The organism is Bibersteinia trehalosi (genome assembly GCF_004346205.1).
Lineage (GTDB): Bacteria > Pseudomonadota > Gammaproteobacteria > Enterobacterales > Pasteurellaceae > Bibersteinia > Bibersteinia trehalosi.
The window spans coordinates 345,327-363,304 of the sequence record NZ_SMAM01000001.1 but is presented as its reverse complement, the minus strand read 5'-3'; the positions used below and the strand labels follow the sequence as shown (position 1 = coordinate 363,304).

Sequence of the window (17,978 nt, the reverse complement as noted above, 5' to 3'; positions counted from 1 at the left end):
AAGCGCAAGTAGTTGTTAGACAGAGAGTAATATCCCTAGACAAGCGCTAATCAAGCGGTTATTGTTAGTTAATTTTTTGCAAACACAGGAAAATTTATGGCAGGAAACAGTATTGGACAGCTTTTTAAAGTAACGACTTTTGGCGAATCACACGGTATTGCGTTAGGGTGTATTGTTGATGGCATACCACCGAATATGACACTCAGTGAGGCAGATATTCAACCTGATCTTGACCGGCGTAAACCGGGGACATCTCGTTATACCACCCCCCGCCGTGAAGATGATGAGGTGCAAATTTTATCGGGCGTATTTGAAGGAAAAACCACCGGAACAAGCATAGGTTTAATGATCAAAAATGGTGATCAACGCTCAAAAGATTATGGCGATATTATGGATAAATTCCGCCCAGGGCATGCCGATTACACTTATCAACAAAAATATGGTATTCGCGATTATCGCGGCGGTGGGCGCTCTTCTGCGCGAGAAACTGCAATGCGTGTCGCCGCAGGTGCTATTGCGAAAAAGTATTTAAAAGAGCAGTTTGGCATTCAAATACGTGGTTATTTATCACAGATTGGCAATGTGAAAATCAATCCGAAAAGCGTTGAAAATCTAGCCAATATTGATTGGGACAAAGTAAACAGTAATCCGTTTTTCTGCCCAGATGAGCATGCCGTTGAGCAATTTGATGCGCTTATTCGAGAGCTAAAAAAAGAGGGTAACTCGATTGGCGCAAAATTGACCGTGATTGCAGAGAATGTGCCGGTTGGTTTAGGTGAGCCTGTTTTTGACCGCTTAGATGCTGATCTTGCACATGCGTTAATGTCAATTAATGCAGTAAAAGGGGTAGAAATTGGTGATGGTTTTGCCGTGGTCGAGCAGAAAGGGACAGATCACCGTGATGAAATGACACCAGAAGGGTTTATTTCTAATCATGCAGGGGGGATTTTAGGTGGCATCAGCTCAGGACAACCTATTATTGCCCATATTGCTCTTAAACCCACTTCAAGTATTACTATTCCTGGGAAAAGTGTAAATCTCAATAATGAGGCAGTGGAATTAATCACTAAAGGGCGACATGATCCTTGTGTTGGCATTCGCGCAGTGCCAATTGCTGAAGCCATGATGGCAATTGTGTTACTCGATCATCTATTGCGTTTTAAAGCACAGTGTCGTTAATTTCAGCGGGTGGTTTTATAGATGGTGGGCGAGCCCACCATTTATGTTAATATGTAAATGTCATTTTACCCTTTCTTTATACTTTCTAGCTCATCAATCGCTTTCAAACATTTCATCTTGCGATATTCTGTTTCATTTATTTGATCGATATAGCTAATACGTTGCATTTTATCAGCAGTTTGTGCTTGCGTTGTGAGCCATGTCAGTTTTTCATTGAGTAAACGCAGGGCTTTACGGTATTCAGCCAAGCGCTTTTCTGGTGGCAGATTATGAATATTTTTAGGGAAGCGGTATGTTTGGTGAAATCGATGAGTTTGAGTGCGCGTCTTTTTTTGTTGTGTAATCGCACGTTGTAGTAAATCAAATTGTTGTACTAATTTTTGTGCATAGAATTCTGCATAATGGCTATCTGTTTGTCGGCTTAGGTGTTTACCAGTCTGTTCTATTTCTTGCACAAATTGTGCAACCGCCCCCTGTTTTATCGTAAATAGCGGATGGCTTAAGCGAATTTCTAAGTGGGCAAAAGGCGAAAGTGCTTGCAATTTTTGTTGAAGAGCAGAGTAAAACATCGACATGATACCGTTCAATATAGTAATAGCTTCGAAGAGAAGTTTCACAATTCTAGCTTAAAGCCTTATATAGAACAATGAGACAAGCGCTTAAAAAATAAGAATATTTTGCAAAAGCTGTTCATTTAATCGCCTTCAAAATAGGATTTATTCTAAAAATGTGAAATAGTTCACAGAATTTTGATTTTTTTAAAAATTTATACAAAACCACTTTAAAATCAATGTGTTAGCTCTGGTTGTCGTTTTATTCTGAAATGGAATAAATCATAAATTAGCATAAATTTAAATCGTAACTTATTGATATTTAAGGATTTGTTTAAATTTGGTGTTGCTAAGCTATTGATTTGACAGTTATACGCTCTTTCGGCATTATTCACCCGCAACAAAGATTGCCTTTACTTACAGTCTTTTCTGTGTAGAGGCAAAATGCAGTTCGATGAATTACTCTTATACCTTACGAGGGTAATTTTTAAATTAAACTAAAACTATTTAAGGTGAACACTATGAAAAAAACTCTTGTCGCATTAGCAGTTACCGCTTTCGCAGCATCAGCATCAGCAGTTACTATTTATGACAATGATGGTACTAGCATTAACTTTGATGGTTCTTTACGTTTCATCATGGAAGAAGCTGGAACTACAACTAAAACTGCAAATGGTGTGAAATCAGGGCAAACTCGCTCAAACTTACGTAATGCAGGCACTCGTATCGCGTTACGTGTAAAACATGATATTAACGAAGACTTATTTGCTTTTGCACGCACTGAGTTACGTTTCGATGGTGTAAATTCAAGCCGTGATAAATTCGGTGATATTTATACTAAACGTGCTTATGTTGGCTTAGGTAGCAAACAGTTTGGTGAAGTAACTTTCGGTCGTCAATTAACCATTGCAGATGATTATGGCTTAACTAAAGATTACGAATACGGCATGATTCCAAAAAGTAAATATATTGAAACCGCTGGTAATTCTGTCGTTCGCTATGATTACAAAGGCATTGAAGGCTTACAAGTAGGTGCAAACTATAACTTTGCACAAAGCGAAAATGATAAAGGTGGTGCATTAAAAACTCCAATCAAAAATGCATATGGTATTGGTGCAACTTATGAGACAGAAGTAGCTCCAGCTCAAACCTTATTCGTTAAAGGTGGTTATGGTCATACTAACTACGAAACTCACGCTAATTACAAACATCGTAAAGATGGCGTAATTTTCTCTCTAGGCTATAAAGTTGAAAACTTAACTTTAGTACACGAAGCTGGTTATAAATTTGAGAAAGAAGACGAATTAAAAACTCACGGTTTCTATGTGTCTCCAGGTGTAATTTACCAAGTAACTCCAGCAGTTAGTGTTTATGGTAACTATATTTATGAACGCTTAAAATCAAAAGATCATGATGTTGATGTAAGCAAATCAAAAACTCATGGTTTCTTAGCAGGTGCAGACTACAAATTCCACAAACAAGTGGTTGCTTTCGTGGAAGGTTCTCATAAACAAACTAAATCTTATACTGGTTCAAGCACCTATACAGGTAAAGAAATTGATAAAGCAATCGGTGTAGGTATGCGTGTATACTGGTAATTAATTTACCAATAGCATAAATTAAGAAAAGGCTAATCGAGTAATCGGTTAGCCTTTTTAGATCTGAGATTAAGCTTTTGTTAATAGCGCTACTGCTTCGCAAGCGATACCTTCACTGCGTCCGGTAAAGCCTAATTTTTCGGTGGTAGTAGCTTTAACATTAATTTGTGAAATATCGCAATTTAGATCTTGTGCAATGGTCGCTCGCATTTGATCGATATAAGGGCGCATTTTAGGTGCTTGAGCAATAATGGTGACATCTACATTACCTACTTTATAGCCGGTAGCTTGTACTTGACGGTAAGCTTCAATCAGAAGTTTTCGGCTGTCGGCGTTTTTAAACTGCATATCAGTATCAGGGAATAGCTTGCCAATATCACCAAGCGCCACGGCTCCGAGTAGCGCATCGGTTAATGCGTGTAGCGCAACATCGCCATCGGAATGGGCGATAAAGCCGGTATGATAAGGCACTTCAACACCACAAATCATTAGCGGGCGAGCCTGCCCAAAGGCGTGAACATCAAATCCGTGTCCAATTCTAATCATGTTCTTCGTTTCCTCTAGTTAAATAAAATTCAGCAAGAGCCAAGTCTTCAGGGCGAGTCACTTTTAGATTATCGCTTCGCCCGGCAATTAAGCGCGGTGAATAGCCTGCAAATTCCATTGCCGAGGCTTCATCTGTGATTATCGCTTGTTGGCAAAATGCAGACTGTAACGCTCTCTTGAGTAAACCCGCTTGAAAAAACTGAGGGGTTAATGCATGCCAGAGCGTTGAGCGATCTTCTGTACGTACAATTTTTTCACCACTTGCACGTTTTATGGTATCAACCGCAGGAATGGCAAGGATCGCACCGTGTTCATCATTACTTTGCAAAATTTTGTCGAGATCTGAGCGCTTGAGACAAGGTCTTGCAGCATCATGAACCAATGCCCAATCGCTGTCCTCTACTACTTGTAAGGCATTAAAGACGGAATCTGCCCGTGTTTCTCCACCAAAAACAATCTGAATTTTAGGATGTTTTAATAGTTCAAGTTGAGAGTAATAGGGATCCGTCGGTGAGACCGCGACGACAATTTTGCTAATACCAGAATGTTCAAGAAATGCCTTGAGTGTGTGTTCTAAGATAGTTTGCCCTTGAATTTTGAGGTACTGCTTAGGCAGAGGAACATTCATTCGACTACCTACGCCAGATGCAGGGATCACTGCAACAATATTGCGTTGAGCATGTAGCATATTGATTCCTTAGTTTTTAGGGATAATTCGGTAAAAGCGTTCATCGGGTTTTACCATCTCAAGTTGCATTCTAGCGCGTTCTTCTAACGCTTCTAAGCCTCGTTGCAGGTTGTCGATTTCTGCTTCAATCATTTTATTGCGCGCTTCTAATTTATCATGACGCTCATTCAGTTCTTTGAATGCAGTTTCTGCTTTTTGGTAATCTAGCCACCCATTTTCGCCAAACCAAAAGAGATATTGGAAATAGACAAGGGTGACCGCTAAAAATACAATCAATAGTCGCATATATCTTCCTTTTTTAAACAATTGCTATTGTACATTGCCCGTCGAAGCTTTGGAAATTTTTTCATGTAATGTGTAAAAATTTGAAGTAGGTAACATTTTTTTCTAAAGAAAAATTTTATAATTCGCATATCTTTTTTTTATCGTTATCTAACAGAGGTAATTTATGTTAAATCGTGTAGAACAAGAGCTTGCTCAATTAGGTATTACAAATGTGTCTGAAATTGTTTATAACCCAAGTTATGAGCAACTGTTTGAAGAGGAGATGAAACCAGAGTTAGAAGGCTTTGAGAAAGGTCGTTTAACCACAAGTGGTGCGATTGCAGTAGATACAGGGATTTTCACAGGTCGTTCACCAAAAGATAAATATATTGTGTTAGACGACACTAGCCGTGAAAACGTATGGTGGACAACGGATGCAGTCAAAAATGATAATAAGCCAATGACCCAAGAAACTTGGACTCACTTAAAAGGTTTGGTAACAAATCAACTTTCTAATAAACGTTTATTCGTCATTGATGCCTTCTGTGGCGCAAACCCAGATAGCCGTTTGGCGGTGCGTATTATTACTGAAGTTGCGTGGCAAGCCCACTTCGTGAAAAATATGTTCATCCGTCCAAGTGAGGCAGAGTTAGCCACATTTAAACCAGACTTTGTTGTCATGAATGGTTCTAAAGTGACTAACCCTAATTGGAAAGAGCAGGGCTTAAACTCTGAAAACTTTATTGCATTTAACTTAACTGAAGCGGTTCAATTAATTGGTGGTAGCTGGTACGGTGGTGAGATGAAAAAAGGGATGTTCTCAATGATGAACTACCTATTACCACTGAAAGGTATTGCATCAATGCACTGCTCTGCAAACGTTGGTGAAGATGGTGATGTTGCAATATTCTTCGGTTTATCTGGTACAGGTAAAACAACACTTTCAACCGATCCTAAACGTAAATTAATCGGTGATGATGAACACGGTTGGGACGATGATGGCGTATTCAACTTTGAAGGTGGTTGTTATGCGAAAACTATCAATTTATCTGCGGAAAATGAGCCAGATATTTATGCGGCAATTAAACGCGATGCGTTATTAGAAAATGTAGTTGTGCGTGAAGATGGCTCAGTTGATTTTGCAGATGGTTCAAAAACTGAAAATACCCGTGTTTCTTACCCAATTTATCATATTAAAAACATCGTTGAGCCAGTATCAAAAGCAGGGCATGCGAAGAAAGTAATTTTCTTAACGGCGGATGCATTTGGCGTATTACCTCCAGTATCTAAATTAACCCCAGAGCAAACCAAATATTACTTCTTATCTGGTTTTACAGCAAAATTGGCAGGCACAGAGCGTGGTATTACTGAGCCAACCCCAACATTCTCTGCCTGTTTTGGTGCGGCATTCTTGTCATTACATCCAACAAAATATGCAGAAGTATTAGTAAAACGTATGGAAGCATCAGGTGCGGAAGCATACTTGGTTAATACGGGCTGGAATGGTTCAGGTAAACGTATTTCAATTAAAGACACCCGTGGTATTATTGATGCAATTTTAGATGGTTCTATCGAAAATGCAGAGATGAAAACATTGCCAATCTTTAATTTAGCAGTGCCAACAGCGTTACCTGGCGTTGATCCTGCTATTCTAGATCCTCGTGATACCTATGCTGATAAAGCACAATGGCAAGCAAAAGCGGAAGATCTAGCGGGTCGTTTTGTGAAAAACTTTACCAAATACACCACCAATGATGAAGGTAAAGCATTAGTAGTGGCAGGCCCACAGCTCTAATATTGCATTCTAAAAGAATAAAAGGCAGCTTAGGCTGCCTTTTTTATGTGTGCTTATGCAAGCGGTGTGTTTTTATGGACATTTTGCAAAAAATTGTTCTTTTTTACCCGCTTGCTAAGATTAAAAATATTCCGCTAATGGTTTTTCTAGTTGCTGGTTAAGCAAAACCATCAATTTGATACGTGCCTTTTGCCCGCTTAAACCCGTTGTAAAAATAACGCCTTGCTGTTTTAATTGCTTTCCACCACCAAGATAATCATAAACATCTTGAGTGACACCATTAAATGAACGAGAAACTAACACAACTGGAATACCTGCATTCATCAGTGCGGCTACACCGGCTAGACAAGATGGCGGTAAATTACCTGCGCCTAAACCTTCAATGACGACACCATCACATTGGCTTAGGGCTAGTTGCTCTAATAAGAAGCTGTCCATGCCAACATAGGCTTTAATGAGCTGAACGTTGGTTTTTTCTACTTTTTTAATAGGAAAACGCTCATAGTGTTCTAAACTTTGGAAATAGATCACCCTATTTTTAGCAATTAGACCACAAGGGCCAAACGTAGGTGTTTGGAATGTTGCCACATTTGTCGTGTGTGTTTTGGTGACAAATTTGGCATTATGAATTTCATCGTTCATCACGACCAACACGCCCTTACCTTTACTTTCGTCACTTAACGCAACCAAAATCGCACTTTGTAAATTAATTAAACCGTCTGCCCCCAATTCATTGCTTGAACGCATCGCTCCCGTAATTGCTACAGGAACATTGATATCTAGGGCCAAATCGAGAAAGTAAGCGGTTTCTTCTAGTGTGTCTGTGCCATGGGTGATAATGACACCATCAAATCCTTCTTCGTTTACCCCTTTTTCAATGCGAGATTTTAAAACTAACCAATGGCTAAGCGTTATATGGGGTGATGGTACATTCAAGATCGCCTCTTGGTGTAGTGTTGCTGGATGATTGAGTTTAGCTAATGAGGCTAATAAGGGGTTTTTTGTGCTTGGTGAGACTTTGCCATCTTCGCCTTCACTCATTGAAATAGTGCCACCAGTATGTAGAATGAGTAGTTTTTTATGCATTTGTGATTCCTTTTACAACATTTCTTTAAAGCATAGCATAACTCTAGCAAATCGTCTGTCACTAAGTGATAAGGCGCTTATTTAAATTCTTCTCATGCCTTAGTCGAACCTAAGAAATTAGACAAAATAAGCCATTTTTGGTAACCTTTACGCAACTTTTTATCAATCTTTTTTAGCATTTTTATAATGTCATAAAAAGTTCTTATAAATCAATTGGATAAGTTTGAACTTGGCAATTGAGCGCTGCCTATTGCCTGAATGTCGATAAAATAAATGTGAAGAAAGATAAAAGTTTTTGTTTAAAAATTTTACAAGTAAACAAAGTATTGAGTACTTTGTCTGTTTATTCACTCACAAAAAGGAAAAGACTATGTCAGAAATTATTCGAAATGACGTAGATCCAATCGAAACGAACGATTGGTTAGAAGCTGTTGATTCATTAGTTCGCGAAGAAGGCGTAGAGCGTGCACAATTTATTATCGATCAGGTAATGCAACAAGCACGCGGTAAAGGTGTGGCAATTCAATCAGGTGTAACAACTGATTATGTGAATACTATTTCGGTGGCAGAGCAGCCAGCATATCCAGGCGATCACGCTATTGAGCGTCGTATCCGTTCTGCAATTCGTTGGAATGCGATTGCAATGGTGTTACGTAGCCAGAAAAAAGATTTAGATTTAGGTGGCCATATTTCTACATTCCAATCTGCAGCGACAATGTATGAAGTTTGCTTTAACCATTTCTTCAAAGCTGCAACTGAAAAAGATGGCGGCGATTTAGTTTTCTTCCAAGGTCATGCAGCACCGGGTATTTATGCACGTGCATTTGTTGAAGGCCGTATTACTGAAGCACAAATGGATAATTTCCGTCAAGAAGCATTTGCTGATGGTCTTTCTTCTTACCCTCACCCGAAATTAATGCCAGAGTTTTGGCAGTTCTCTACAGTTTCTATGGGTTTAGGCCCTGTGAATGCGATTTATCAAGCGCGTTTCTTAAAATATCTTGAAAACCGTGGTTTAAAAGATACCTCTGAACAAAAAGTGTATGCGTTCTTAGGTGATGGTGAAATGGATGAAATCGAATCTAAAGGTGCATTAACCATTGCTGGACGTGAAAAATTAAACAACTTAATCTTCACTATTAGCTGTAACTTACAACGTCTAGATGGTCCAGTTCATGGTAACGGTAAGATTGTGCAAGAGTTAGAAGGCCTATTTACCGGTGCGGGCTGGGAAGTAATCAAAGTATTGTGGGGCAGTGAGTGGGATAAGCTCTTTGCTAAAGATACAAGTGGTAAATTAGCACAGTTAATGATGGAAGTTGTTGATGGTGACTACTTAACCTTCAAATCTAAAAACGGTGCTTATATTCGTGAACACTTCTTCGGTCGTTACCCAGAAACTGCAGCATTAGTGGCAGATATGACAGATGATGAAATCTGGGCATTACGCCGTGGTGCACACGATAGCGAAAAACTTTATGCTGCATATGCAAGAGCACAAAAATCAGACAAACCTGTTGTGATCTTAGCACATCAAGTAAAAGGGTATAAAATTCCAGAAGCGGAAAGTAAAAATACCGCTCACCAATCTAAAAAAATGTCATTAGAGAGCTTAAAAGGCTTCCGTGACTATTTTGAATTGCCATTAACAGATGAACAAGTTGAGAATCTGGAATATATTAAATTTGCTGAAGGCAGTGCAGAGTACAATTACTTACATGCACAACGTAAAGCATTGAAAGGCTACTTACCTGCACGTAATCCAAAATTTACGGGCGAATATCAAGTTCCTAGCTTAGATACACCTGATTTCCAAAAATTATTAGAAGCGCAACCGCGTGGTATTTCTACCACAATGGCATTTAGCCGTGTATTAAACGCGTTATTAAAAGATAAAAATATTGGTAAGACCATTGTGCCGATTATTGCAGATGAAGCACGTACTTTCGGTATGGAAGGTTTATTCCGTCAAATCGGTATTTACTCACCAGCGGGTCAAAACTATGTGCCTTCTGACCGTGATTTAGTGGCTTATTATCGTGAAGCAACGGATGGTCAAGTGTTACAAGAAGGTATCAACGAGTTAGGTGCAACCGCATCTTGGGTAGCGGCAGCAACTTCTTACTCTGTTAGCAACCAACCAATGATTCCATTCTTCATCTACTACTCAATGTTTGGTTTCCAACGTGTGGGCGATATGATGTGGCTTGCCGGTGACCAATTAGCACGTGGTTTTATGATAGGTGGTACATCAGGTCGTACAACTTTAAATGGTGAAGGTTTACAACACGAAGATGGTCATAGCCATATTCAAGCGGGCGTTATTCCAAACTGTGTAACCTACGATCCATCATTTGCATTTGAAGTAGCTGTTATTGTACAAGACGGTATTAACCGTATGTACGGTGAGAAACAAGAAGATGTGTTCTACTACATCACCACTTTAAATGAAATCACTGAGCAACCAGCAATGCCAGCAGGTGCAGAAGAAGGTATCCGTAAAGGTTTATATAAATTTGAAAGCGTTGAAGCAAAAGGTAAAGGTCGCGTTCAATTATTAGGTTCTGGTGCGATTATGCGTCACGTACGTGAAGCTGCACAAATCCTTGCAAACGACTATGGTATCTCTTCTGATGTATTCTCAGCCCCATCATTTAACGAATTAGGCCGTGATGGAGCAGATGTAGCACGTTGGAATTTATTACACCCAACTGAAACACCTCGTGTTCCTTATGTTGCACAAGTGTTACAAGATTTACCAACCGTTGCTTCAACCGACTATATGAAACTTTATGCAGAACAAATTCGTGCATACGTACCAAGCAAACACTATCACGTATTAGGTACTGACGGTTTCGGACGTTCAGATAGCCGTGCAAACTTACGTGAACACTTCGAGGTTGATGCACGTTACGTTGTTGTTGCTGCGCTTTCTCAATTAGCGAAAGAAGGCACAGTGGAAACTAAAGTGGTTGCAGAAGCGATTGCGAAATTTGGTTTGAATGTAGATCGTATCAATCCGTTATATGCGTAATAAACTGTAGGGACGCAATGTTTGCGTCCGCGGGCGTACGTCGTGCGCCCCTACATTTTTCATAAAGGAAAAATAAAATGTCAAAAGTAATTCAAATTCCTGATATCGGTGGCGATGAAGTTACCGTAACCGAAGTAATGGTAAACGTAGGTGATACCATTTCAGCTGATCAATCTGTGATTAATGTAGAAGGTGATAAAGCTTCTATGGAAGTCCCAGCGCCTGAAGCAGGTGTGGTTAAAGCAGTATTAGTGAAAGTGGGTGACAAAGTAACCACGGGCACACCAATGTTAGAATTAGAAAGTGCAGATGCTGCACCAGCTCCACAAGCAGCAGCCCCAGCGGTTGAAGCTGCACCAGCACCAGTACAAGCGGCTGCTATCGTTGAAGTAAACGTCCCTGATATTGGTGGCGATGAAGTTAATGTTACCGAAATTATGGTAAAAGTGGGCGATAGTGTTGAAGCCGATCAATCTATCATCAACGTAGAAGGTGATAAAGCCTCTATGGAAGTGCCAGCGCCATTTGCAGGTACAGTAACTGAAATTTTAATCAATGTAGGTGATAAAGTTTCAACCGGCTCATTGATTATGAAATTCTCAACAGGTGCAGCGGCTCCTGTTGCAGAGGCTGCACCAGCTCAAGCAGCAGCGCCAGTTGCAGCATCTGTGCAAGATGTGAATGTACCAGATATCGGTGGCGATGAAGTAAACGTAACTGAAATTATGGTGAAAGTGGGCGATACTGTTGAAGTGGATCAATCTATCATCAACGTTGAAGGTGATAAAGCGTCAATGGAAGTCCCTGCACCAGTGGCTGGCGTGGTGAAAGAAATTTTAATCAACGTGGGCGATAAAGTGAAAACTGGCTCATTGATTATGCGTTTTGAAGTCGCAGGCGCAGCTCCAGCAGCAGCTCCTGCACTGGTTGCACAAGCTGCTGCACCAGCTGCAGCTTCTTCAGTGAGTGCTGCACAACCTGCAAGCGGTAACGTAGCAGGCTTAAGCCAAGAAACTGTAGCAGCAAGTGCAAATTATGCACACGCAACCCCAGTAATTCGCCGTTTAGCGCGTGAATTTGGCGTAAACTTAGACAAGGTACAAGGTACGGGTCGTAAAGGTCGTATCGTGAAAGAAGACTTGCAAGCTTATGTGAAAACAGCAGTGCAAGTCTTTGAAGATGTGAAAGCCGGTAAAGCGCCAGCAGCGGCAGGTACTGGTGTCGCAAATGGTGCAGGTTTAGGTTTATTACCTTGGCCAAAAGTCGATTTCAGCAAATTTGGTGAAATTGAAGAAGTTGAATTAAGCCGTATCAATAAAATTTCAGGTGCAAATTTACACCGTAACTGGGTAATGATTCCACATGTAACGCACTTTGACCGTACAGATATCACTGAATTAGAAGCATTCCGTAAAGAGCAAAATAAAGTTGCGGAAAAACAAAAATTAGATGTGAAAATCACGCCAGTGGTCTTCATTATGAAAGCAGCAGCGAAAGCATTAGAAGCTTTCCCTCGCTTCAACAGTTCTATTTCTGAAGATGGTCAAAAACTCACGCTGAAAAAATACATCAACATCGGTGTTGCTGTAGATACACCAAATGGTTTAGTTGTACCAGTGTTCAAAAATGTGAACAAAAAAGGCATTATTGAACTTTCTCGTGAATTAATGGAAGTATCTAAGAAAGCGCGTGAAGGTAAATTAACTGCTGCGGATATGCAAGGTGGCTGTTTCACCATTTCAAGTCTTGGTGGTTTAGGCACAACTCACTTTACCCCAATCGTGAATGCACCAGAAGTGGCTATTTTAGGCGTGTCTCGTTCTGATATGAGCCCAGTTTGGAACGGTAAAGAGTTTGAGCCACGCTTAATGTTACCTCTCTCATTATCATTTGACCACCGTGTCATTGATGGTGCAGATGGTGCAAGATTCTTAACCTACTTAGGTCAAGTATTAGCGGATATTCGCCGTTTAGTAATGTAATCAATACAAGCGGTCAGATTTGCAGAAAATTTTGCAAAACCGACCGCTTGTTGTAGGATGGGCTTTAGCCCATTATTCTTTCCCTACGATGGGCTAAAGCCCATCCTACAAAAGGAAAAAACTATGAGCAAAGAAATTAAAACACAGGTAGTGGTACTCGGTGCAGGCCCTGCAGGTTATTCAGCGGCATTCCGCTGTGCAGACTTAGGTTTAGAGACTGTGATTGTTGAACGCTATTCAACACTTGGCGGTGTCTGTTTAAATGTGGGCTGTATTCCATCAAAAGCATTATTACATGTTGCTAAGGTATTAGAAGAAGCGAAACATGCAGAAAAAAATGGAATCACCTTTGGTGAGCCAACCATTGATTTAGACAAAGTTCGTGCAGGTAAAGAGGCTGTTGTTGCTAAATTAACTGGCGGTCTTGCGGGTATGGCAAAAGCACGTAAAGTAACTGTGGTTGAAGGTCAAGCTACATTTACAGACTCAAATACTTTAGTTGCTCGTGATCGTGATGGTAATCCAACAACGATTAAATTTGATAATGCCATTATTGCAGCAGGCTCTCGCCCAATTCAATTACCATTTATTCCACACGAAGATCCACGCATTTGGGATTCTACTGATGCACTAAAACTCAAAGAAATTCCGAAAAAATTACTCATTATGGGTGGTGGTATTATCGGTTTAGAGATGGGGACTGTATATGAAGCGTTAGGCTCTGAAGTTGAAGTGGTAGAGATGTTCGATCAGGTTATTCCTGCTGCGGATAAAGATATTGTACAAATCTTCACTAAACGTATTGAGAAAAAATTCAAACTCATGCTGGAAACCAAAGTCACTGCGGTAGAAGCAAAAGATGATGGTATCTATGTTTCTATGGAAGGCAAAGCGTGTAATGATACTAAGCGTTATGATGCTGTGTTAGTGGCTATTGGTCGCGCACCGAACGGCAAATTAATTGATGCTGGTAAAGCAGGTGTGAATGTGGATGAACGTGGTTTTATTCCTGTGGATAAACAAATGCGTACTAATGTCCCACACATTTTTGCTATCGGTGATATTGTTGGTCAGCCAATGTTAGCACATAAAGGTGTTCACGAAGGTCATGTGGCAGCAGAAGTGATTGCTGGTATGAAACACTATTTCGATCCAAAAGTGATTCCTTCTATTGCCTATACTGAGCCAGAAGTGGCATGGGTAGGTAAAACCGAGAAAGAGTGTAAGCAAGAAGGCTTAAACTATGAAGTGGCAAAATTCCCTTGGGCTGCTTCTGGTCGCGCAATTGCTTCTGAATGTTCAGACGGTATGACTAAGCTAATCTTCGATAAAGATACACATCGTATCCTTGGTGGTGCTATCGTGGGAACGAATGGTGGTGAATTGCTAGGTGAGATTGGTTTAGCGATTGAAATGGGTTGTGATGCTGAAGATATTGCATTAACTATCCATGCTCACCCAACTTTACATGAGTCTATTGGTTTATCCGCTGAAGTATTCGAAGGTTCAGTAACAGATTTACCAAATCCTAAAGCGAAGAAAAAATAATTGCTTGGCGATTAATGTACTCTTCAAGCGGTTGGAATTTGCAGAAATTTTGCAAAATTCAACCGCTTGTTTTTTTATCTAGCAAGAAATTTTCTAAATTTGAGATCTAGTTCAAATTTTCTTTTTGTAAAGTTTGTTATTATCCGATACAACAAATCATCCATAAGCAAAGGAGTTTATTATGTATAAACATGTTTTAGTTGCTGTCGATCTTTCCGAAGAGAGTTTGATTTTAGTCCGTAAAGGGGCTGATATTGCGAAACGGCACGGCGCAAAATTGTCGATTATCCATGTGGATGTAAATTTTTCAGATCTATATACAGGGTTGATTGATATTAATATGCAGTCAGTGCAAAATTCAGTGTCTGAAGATACTGTGAAGGCGTTAGACGAACTTGCTAGTAAGAGTGATTATCCTGTTACTGAGCGTCTTAATGGCAGTGGTGATTTCAGTCAGGTATTGGAAGAAGCTGTCGATAAATATCAAGTAGATCTTTTAGTAACAGGGCATCATCAAGACTTTTGGAGTAAATTTATGTCTTCAACTCGTCAAGTGATGAACAGTATTAGTATTGATATGCTGGTTGTTCCTTTGGCAGATGAGTAAGAGCTGTTGATAATTTAGTTCAATGCGTTATTGCTTAAACGCTCTAGGATTAAGCTAGTACCGCTTGTAGCAGTAGGAATTTATTGCTACAAGCGGTATATTTTTGCCTGAAATTTTGCATTGCCTCAATACAGCTAATTAAAAAACGTGTAGAATATCGCCCGTTAAGCATAACGATGTAAAACGTATTAAAGGTAATTTTAATGAAAACCACTTCTGAAATTAGACAAAGTTTCTTAGATTTTTTCCATTCTAAAGGGCATACTGTTGTAGAAAGTAGCTCACTTGTTCCAGAAAATGATCCAACTTTACTCTTTACTAATGCGGGGATGAACCAGTTCAAAGATGTATTTCTTGGTTTAGAAAAACGCCCTTATACTCGTGCAACTACGGCTCAGCGTTGTGTACGTGCGGGTGGTAAGCATAATGATTTAGAGAATGTGGGTTATACTGCGCGCCATCATACCTTTTTTGAAATGATGGGTAACTTCAGTTTTGGAGACTATTTCAAACAGGATGCGATCAAATTTGGTTGGGAATTTTTAACTTCACCACAATGGTTAGGTTTGCCTAAAGAAAAGCTCTATGTCACGGTATATGAAACGGATGATGAAGCCTATGATATCTGGCATAAAGAAGTTGGTGTACCTGAAAATCATATCATTCGAATTGGTGATAATAAGGGTGCTCCATATGCTTCGGATAACTTCTGGGCAATGGGAGATACTGGGCCTTGTGGGCCTTGCACAGAGATCTTCTACGATCATGGTGATAAATATTGGGGCGGCTTACCCGGTACACCAGAAGAAGATGGTGATCGCTATATTGAAGTGTGGAATATTGTTTTCATGCAATTTAATCGCTTAGCGGATGGCACAATGGAGAAATTGCCAAAACCATCAGTGGATACCGGGATGGGATTAGAGCGTATTACGGCGGTAATGCAGCATGTGAATTCCAATTATGAAACTGATATTTTCCAAACGCTTATTAAGGCGGTGGCAGAATTATTGAATGTTAGTGATTTAGATAATAAATCATTGCGTGTTGTAGCTGATCATATTCGTGCGTGTTCTTACTTAATTGCAGATGGTGTTGTGCCTTCAAATGAAGGGCGAGGCTATGTATTGCGCCGTATTATTCGCCGCGCTGTACGCCATGGTAATTTGCTTGGTGCGAAGGCAGCATTTTTCTATCAATTAGTGCCTGTGTTGGCAAAAGTGATGGGAAAAGCGGGTGAGATTTTGACAGCGAAGCAAGCTCATATTCAAAAAACCTTAAAAGCGGAAGAAGAGCAATTTGCACGTACGCTTGAGCGTGGTTTAGCATTATTAGAAGAGGCATTAGCAAAAGTTGAAAGCAAAACCTTATCAGGTGAGGTAGCATTTAAACTTTATGATACTTACGGTTTCCCTCTTGATTTAACAGCTGATGTGTGTCGTGAGCGTGATATTGTCATTGATGAAGCTGGTTTTGAAGCCGAAATGACCGCACAGCGCGAGCGTGCAAAAGCAAGCAGTAATTTTGGTGTAGATTACAATAATGTCATTAAAGTTGAAGGCTCAACAGTATTTAAAGGTTATGAAACGGCAGAACTTAGTGCTATAAAAGTAGTTGGCTTATTTAGTAATGGGGTCGCCGTAGAACATATCCAGTCGGGTGAAAATGCTGTTGTTATCCTAGATAGTACGCCATTCTATGGTGAATCAGGGGGACAAGTCGGGGATAGTGGCTTAATTTCAAATGAATTTTGCCATTTTGCAGTCAGTGACACACAGAAATATGGTCAAGTATTTGGACATATTGGTCAATTAACTTCAGGATCATTGCGTGTGGGTGATACGGTTTCTGCTCAAGTTGATGCGCAACGTCGTCACGCTATTACGTTAAACCACAGTGCAACTCACTTGTTGCATGCGGCTTTACGCCAAGTTCTCGGTGATCATGTTGCACAAAAAGGTTCACTGGTGTCAGAACAGAGCTTGCGCTTTGACTTCTCTCAACCTGAAGCGATTGCTAAATCAGATTTAGAAGAAGTTGAACGTATTGTAAACCAGAAAATTCGTGAAAACTTGAATGTCTCTATTTCAACAATGGATATTGAAGAAGCAAAAGCGAAAGGGGCTATGGCTCTGTTTGGTGAAAAATATGGTGATGTCGTACGTGTTGTAGATATGGGGCCATTCTCTATTGAATTATGTGGCGGTATTCATGTAAAACAAACGGGTGATATTGGCTTATTTAAATTTGTGTCTGAAGGTGCAGTTGCAGCCGGTGTGCGTCGTGTGGAAGCGGTAACTGGCGAAAATGCGATTGCATTGTTACATCAACAGCAACAAGTGATTAACCAAGCTAGTGAGTTATTAAAAGCAGATAGCACATCATTGGTTGAGAAGATCCAGCAGCTACAAGAAAAAGTCAAAAAAGCAGAAAAAGAGTTACAGCAATTAAAAGAGAAACAAGCTGCGCAAGCGGGTGGAGAATTGGCAAAATCTGCAAAACAAATTAATGGTGTTAATGTTGTTGTACAGAAGCTTGAAGGGGTAGATAGTAAAGCATTAAGAACAATGGTTGATGATTTGAAAAACCAATTAGGTTCCGCGGTGATTGCATTTGCTACGGAAAGTGAAGGTAAAGTAAGTTTAATTGTGGGTGTCACCAAAGATTTGACCGCAAAAGTAAATGCGGGAGAATTGGTGGGTTTAATGGCACAAGCAGTAGGCGGAAAGGGTGGTGGTCGCCCAGATATGGCAATGGCAGGTGGCGCCCAAGTGGAAAATATTCCACAAGCGCTAGCTATCGCTGAACAATGTATTTCGACAAAACTATAATAAATCAATCTAGAGGGGGCATTTCCCCTCATACACATAAAAGGAGAATATATGCTGATATTAACCCGAAAAGTAGGTGAAAAACTATTAATCGGTGATAATGTTGAAATTACCGTGTTAAATACCCGTGGTGGACAAGTCAAATTAGGGGTTAATGCCCCAAAAGATGTGAGTGTTCACCGTGAGGAAATTTATCAAAAGATAAAATCAACGTCAGAATGTAAACAATCTTAGAAATTTAATGTCTATCTGAATTTCTTATATAAAAG

14 protein-coding genes are annotated in these 17,978 nt (G+C 40.0%); 9 read left to right on the top strand and 5 right to left on the bottom strand.

Annotated features, from left to right (window positions below):
• Window positions 1-96: 96 nt before the first annotated feature.
• Window positions 97-1,179 carry a chorismate synthase gene (gene aroC, locus EDC51_RS01715; protein ID WP_131928008.1) on the top strand — a complete coding sequence of 361 codons (1,083 nt, stop codon included), beginning with the start codon at window positions 97-99 and terminating at the stop codon, window positions 1,177-1,179.
• A gap of 65 nt (window positions 1,180-1,244) precedes the next feature.
• On the opposite strand, the gene priC is transcribed toward aroC, so the two are convergent.
• Window positions 1,245-1,754, bottom strand: coding sequence for a primosomal replication protein PriC (gene priC, locus EDC51_RS01710; RefSeq protein WP_131928007.1), 510 nt, complete (start codon window positions 1,752-1,754; stop codon window positions 1,245-1,247).
• A 497-nt stretch (window positions 1,755-2,251) separates the two neighbouring features.
• On the opposite strand from priC, the gene EDC51_RS01705 reads away from it, so the two are divergent.
• Window positions 2,252-3,328, top strand: a complete 1,077-nt coding sequence (locus EDC51_RS01705) for a porin (RefSeq protein WP_015432559.1) — start codon at window positions 2,252-2,254, stop codon at window positions 3,326-3,328.
• Window positions 3,329-3,397: 69 nt separating this feature from the next.
• On the opposite strand, the gene ispF is transcribed toward EDC51_RS01705, so the two are convergent.
• The 3 genes from ispF to ftsB are packed head-to-tail and all read right to left on the bottom strand — an operon-like array spanning window position 3,398 to window position 4,847.
• A complete protein-coding gene (gene ispF, locus EDC51_RS01700) occupies window positions 3,398-3,874 on the bottom strand; it encodes a 2-C-methyl-D-erythritol 2,4-cyclodiphosphate synthase (protein ID WP_015432558.1) in 477 nt (158 codons plus the stop codon).
• Window positions 3,867-4,562, bottom strand: coding sequence for a 2-C-methyl-D-erythritol 4-phosphate cytidylyltransferase (gene ispD, locus EDC51_RS01695; protein ID WP_131928006.1), 696 nt, complete (start codon window positions 4,560-4,562; stop codon window positions 3,867-3,869). The genes ispF and ispD overlap by 8 nt, the downstream gene beginning before the upstream one ends.
• A gap of 9 nt (window positions 4,563-4,571) precedes the next feature.
• Window positions 4,572-4,847, bottom strand: a complete 276-nt coding sequence (ftsB, locus tag EDC51_RS01690) for a cell division protein FtsB (RefSeq protein WP_131928005.1) — start codon at window positions 4,845-4,847, stop codon at window positions 4,572-4,574.
• 163 nt (window positions 4,848-5,010) lie between these two features.
• On the opposite strand from ftsB, the gene pckA reads away from it, so the two are divergent.
• Window positions 5,011-6,621 carry a phosphoenolpyruvate carboxykinase (ATP) gene (gene pckA, locus EDC51_RS01685; protein ID WP_131928004.1) on the top strand — a complete coding sequence of 537 codons (1,611 nt, stop codon included), beginning with the start codon at window positions 5,011-5,013 and terminating at the stop codon, window positions 6,619-6,621.
• Window positions 6,622-6,741: 120 nt separating this feature from the next.
• Here pckA and EDC51_RS01680 read toward each other — a convergent pair whose 3' ends face one another.
• A complete protein-coding gene (locus EDC51_RS01680) occupies window positions 6,742-7,707 on the bottom strand; it encodes an asparaginase (RefSeq protein ID WP_015432554.1) in 966 nt (321 codons plus the stop codon).
• 370 nt (window positions 7,708-8,077) lie between these two features.
• On the opposite strand from EDC51_RS01680, the gene aceE reads away from it, so the two are divergent.
• The 6 genes from aceE (at window position 8,078) to csrA (ending at window position 17,943) form a co-directional block, all read left to right on the top strand.
• Window positions 8,078-10,741, top strand: a complete 2,664-nt coding sequence (gene aceE / locus EDC51_RS01675) for a pyruvate dehydrogenase (acetyl-transferring), homodimeric type (RefSeq protein ID WP_015432553.1) — start codon at window positions 8,078-8,080, stop codon at window positions 10,739-10,741.
• A 77-nt stretch (window positions 10,742-10,818) separates the two neighbouring features.
• Complete coding sequence (gene aceF, locus EDC51_RS01670; protein ID WP_131928003.1) at window positions 10,819-12,723, top strand: pyruvate dehydrogenase complex dihydrolipoyllysine-residue acetyltransferase; 1,905 nt, start codon at window positions 10,819-10,821, stop codon at window positions 12,721-12,723.
• A 123-nt stretch (window positions 12,724-12,846) separates the two neighbouring features.
• Window positions 12,847-14,271 (top strand): dihydrolipoyl dehydrogenase, encoded by a 1,425-nt coding sequence (gene lpdA / locus EDC51_RS01665; protein ID WP_125134908.1) that lies wholly within the window; start codon window positions 12,847-12,849, stop codon window positions 14,269-14,271.
• Window positions 14,272-14,452: 181 nt separating this feature from the next.
• Window positions 14,453-14,878: a universal stress protein gene (locus EDC51_RS01660; protein ID WP_015432550.1), complete on the top strand. Its 426-nt coding sequence runs from the start codon at window positions 14,453-14,455 to the stop codon at window positions 14,876-14,878.
• 203 nt (window positions 14,879-15,081) lie between these two features.
• A complete protein-coding gene (alaS, locus tag EDC51_RS01655) occupies window positions 15,082-17,709 on the top strand; it encodes an alanine--tRNA ligase (protein ID WP_131928002.1) in 2,628 nt (875 codons plus the stop codon).
• A 51-nt stretch (window positions 17,710-17,760) separates the two neighbouring features.
• Window positions 17,761-17,943 (top strand): carbon storage regulator CsrA, encoded by a 183-nt coding sequence (gene csrA / locus EDC51_RS01650; RefSeq protein WP_015432547.1) that lies wholly within the window; start codon window positions 17,761-17,763, stop codon window positions 17,941-17,943.
• Window positions 17,944-17,978: the final 35 nt, after the last annotated feature.

Excerpts from the sequence above, each read along its gene's own strand:
- aroC (WP_131928008.1), top strand. The coding sequence starts at position 97 with ATGGCAGGAAACAGTATTGGACAGCTTTTTAAAGTAACGACTTTTGGC.
- priC (WP_131928007.1), bottom strand. The coding sequence starts at position 1,754 with ATGTCGATGTTTTACTCTGCTCTTCAACAAAAATTGCAAGCACTTTCG.
- EDC51_RS01705 (WP_015432559.1), top strand. The coding sequence starts at position 2,252 with ATGAAAAAAACTCTTGTCGCATTAGCAGTTACCGCTTTCGCAGCATCA.
- ispF (WP_015432558.1), bottom strand. The coding sequence starts at position 3,874 with ATGATTAGAATTGGACACGGATTTGATGTTCACGCCTTTGGGCAGGCT.
- ispD (WP_131928006.1), bottom strand. The coding sequence starts at position 4,562 with ATGCTACATGCTCAACGCAATATTGTTGCAGTGATCCCTGCATCTGGC.
- ftsB (WP_131928005.1), bottom strand. The coding sequence starts at position 4,847 with ATGCGACTATTGATTGTATTTTTAGCGGTCACCCTTGTCTATTTCCAA.
- pckA (WP_131928004.1), top strand. The coding sequence starts at position 5,011 with ATGTTAAATCGTGTAGAACAAGAGCTTGCTCAATTAGGTATTACAAAT.
- EDC51_RS01680 (WP_015432554.1), bottom strand. The coding sequence starts at position 7,707 with ATGCATAAAAAACTACTCATTCTACATACTGGTGGCACTATTTCAATG.
- aceE (WP_015432553.1), top strand. The coding sequence starts at position 8,078 with ATGTCAGAAATTATTCGAAATGACGTAGATCCAATCGAAACGAACGAT.
- aceF (WP_131928003.1), top strand. The coding sequence starts at position 10,819 with ATGTCAAAAGTAATTCAAATTCCTGATATCGGTGGCGATGAAGTTACC.
- lpdA (WP_125134908.1), top strand. The coding sequence starts at position 12,847 with ATGAGCAAAGAAATTAAAACACAGGTAGTGGTACTCGGTGCAGGCCCT.
- EDC51_RS01660 (WP_015432550.1), top strand. The coding sequence starts at position 14,453 with ATGTATAAACATGTTTTAGTTGCTGTCGATCTTTCCGAAGAGAGTTTG.
- alaS (WP_131928002.1), top strand. The coding sequence starts at position 15,082 with ATGAAAACCACTTCTGAAATTAGACAAAGTTTCTTAGATTTTTTCCAT.
- csrA (WP_015432547.1), top strand. The coding sequence starts at position 17,761 with ATGCTGATATTAACCCGAAAAGTAGGTGAAAAACTATTAATCGGTGAT.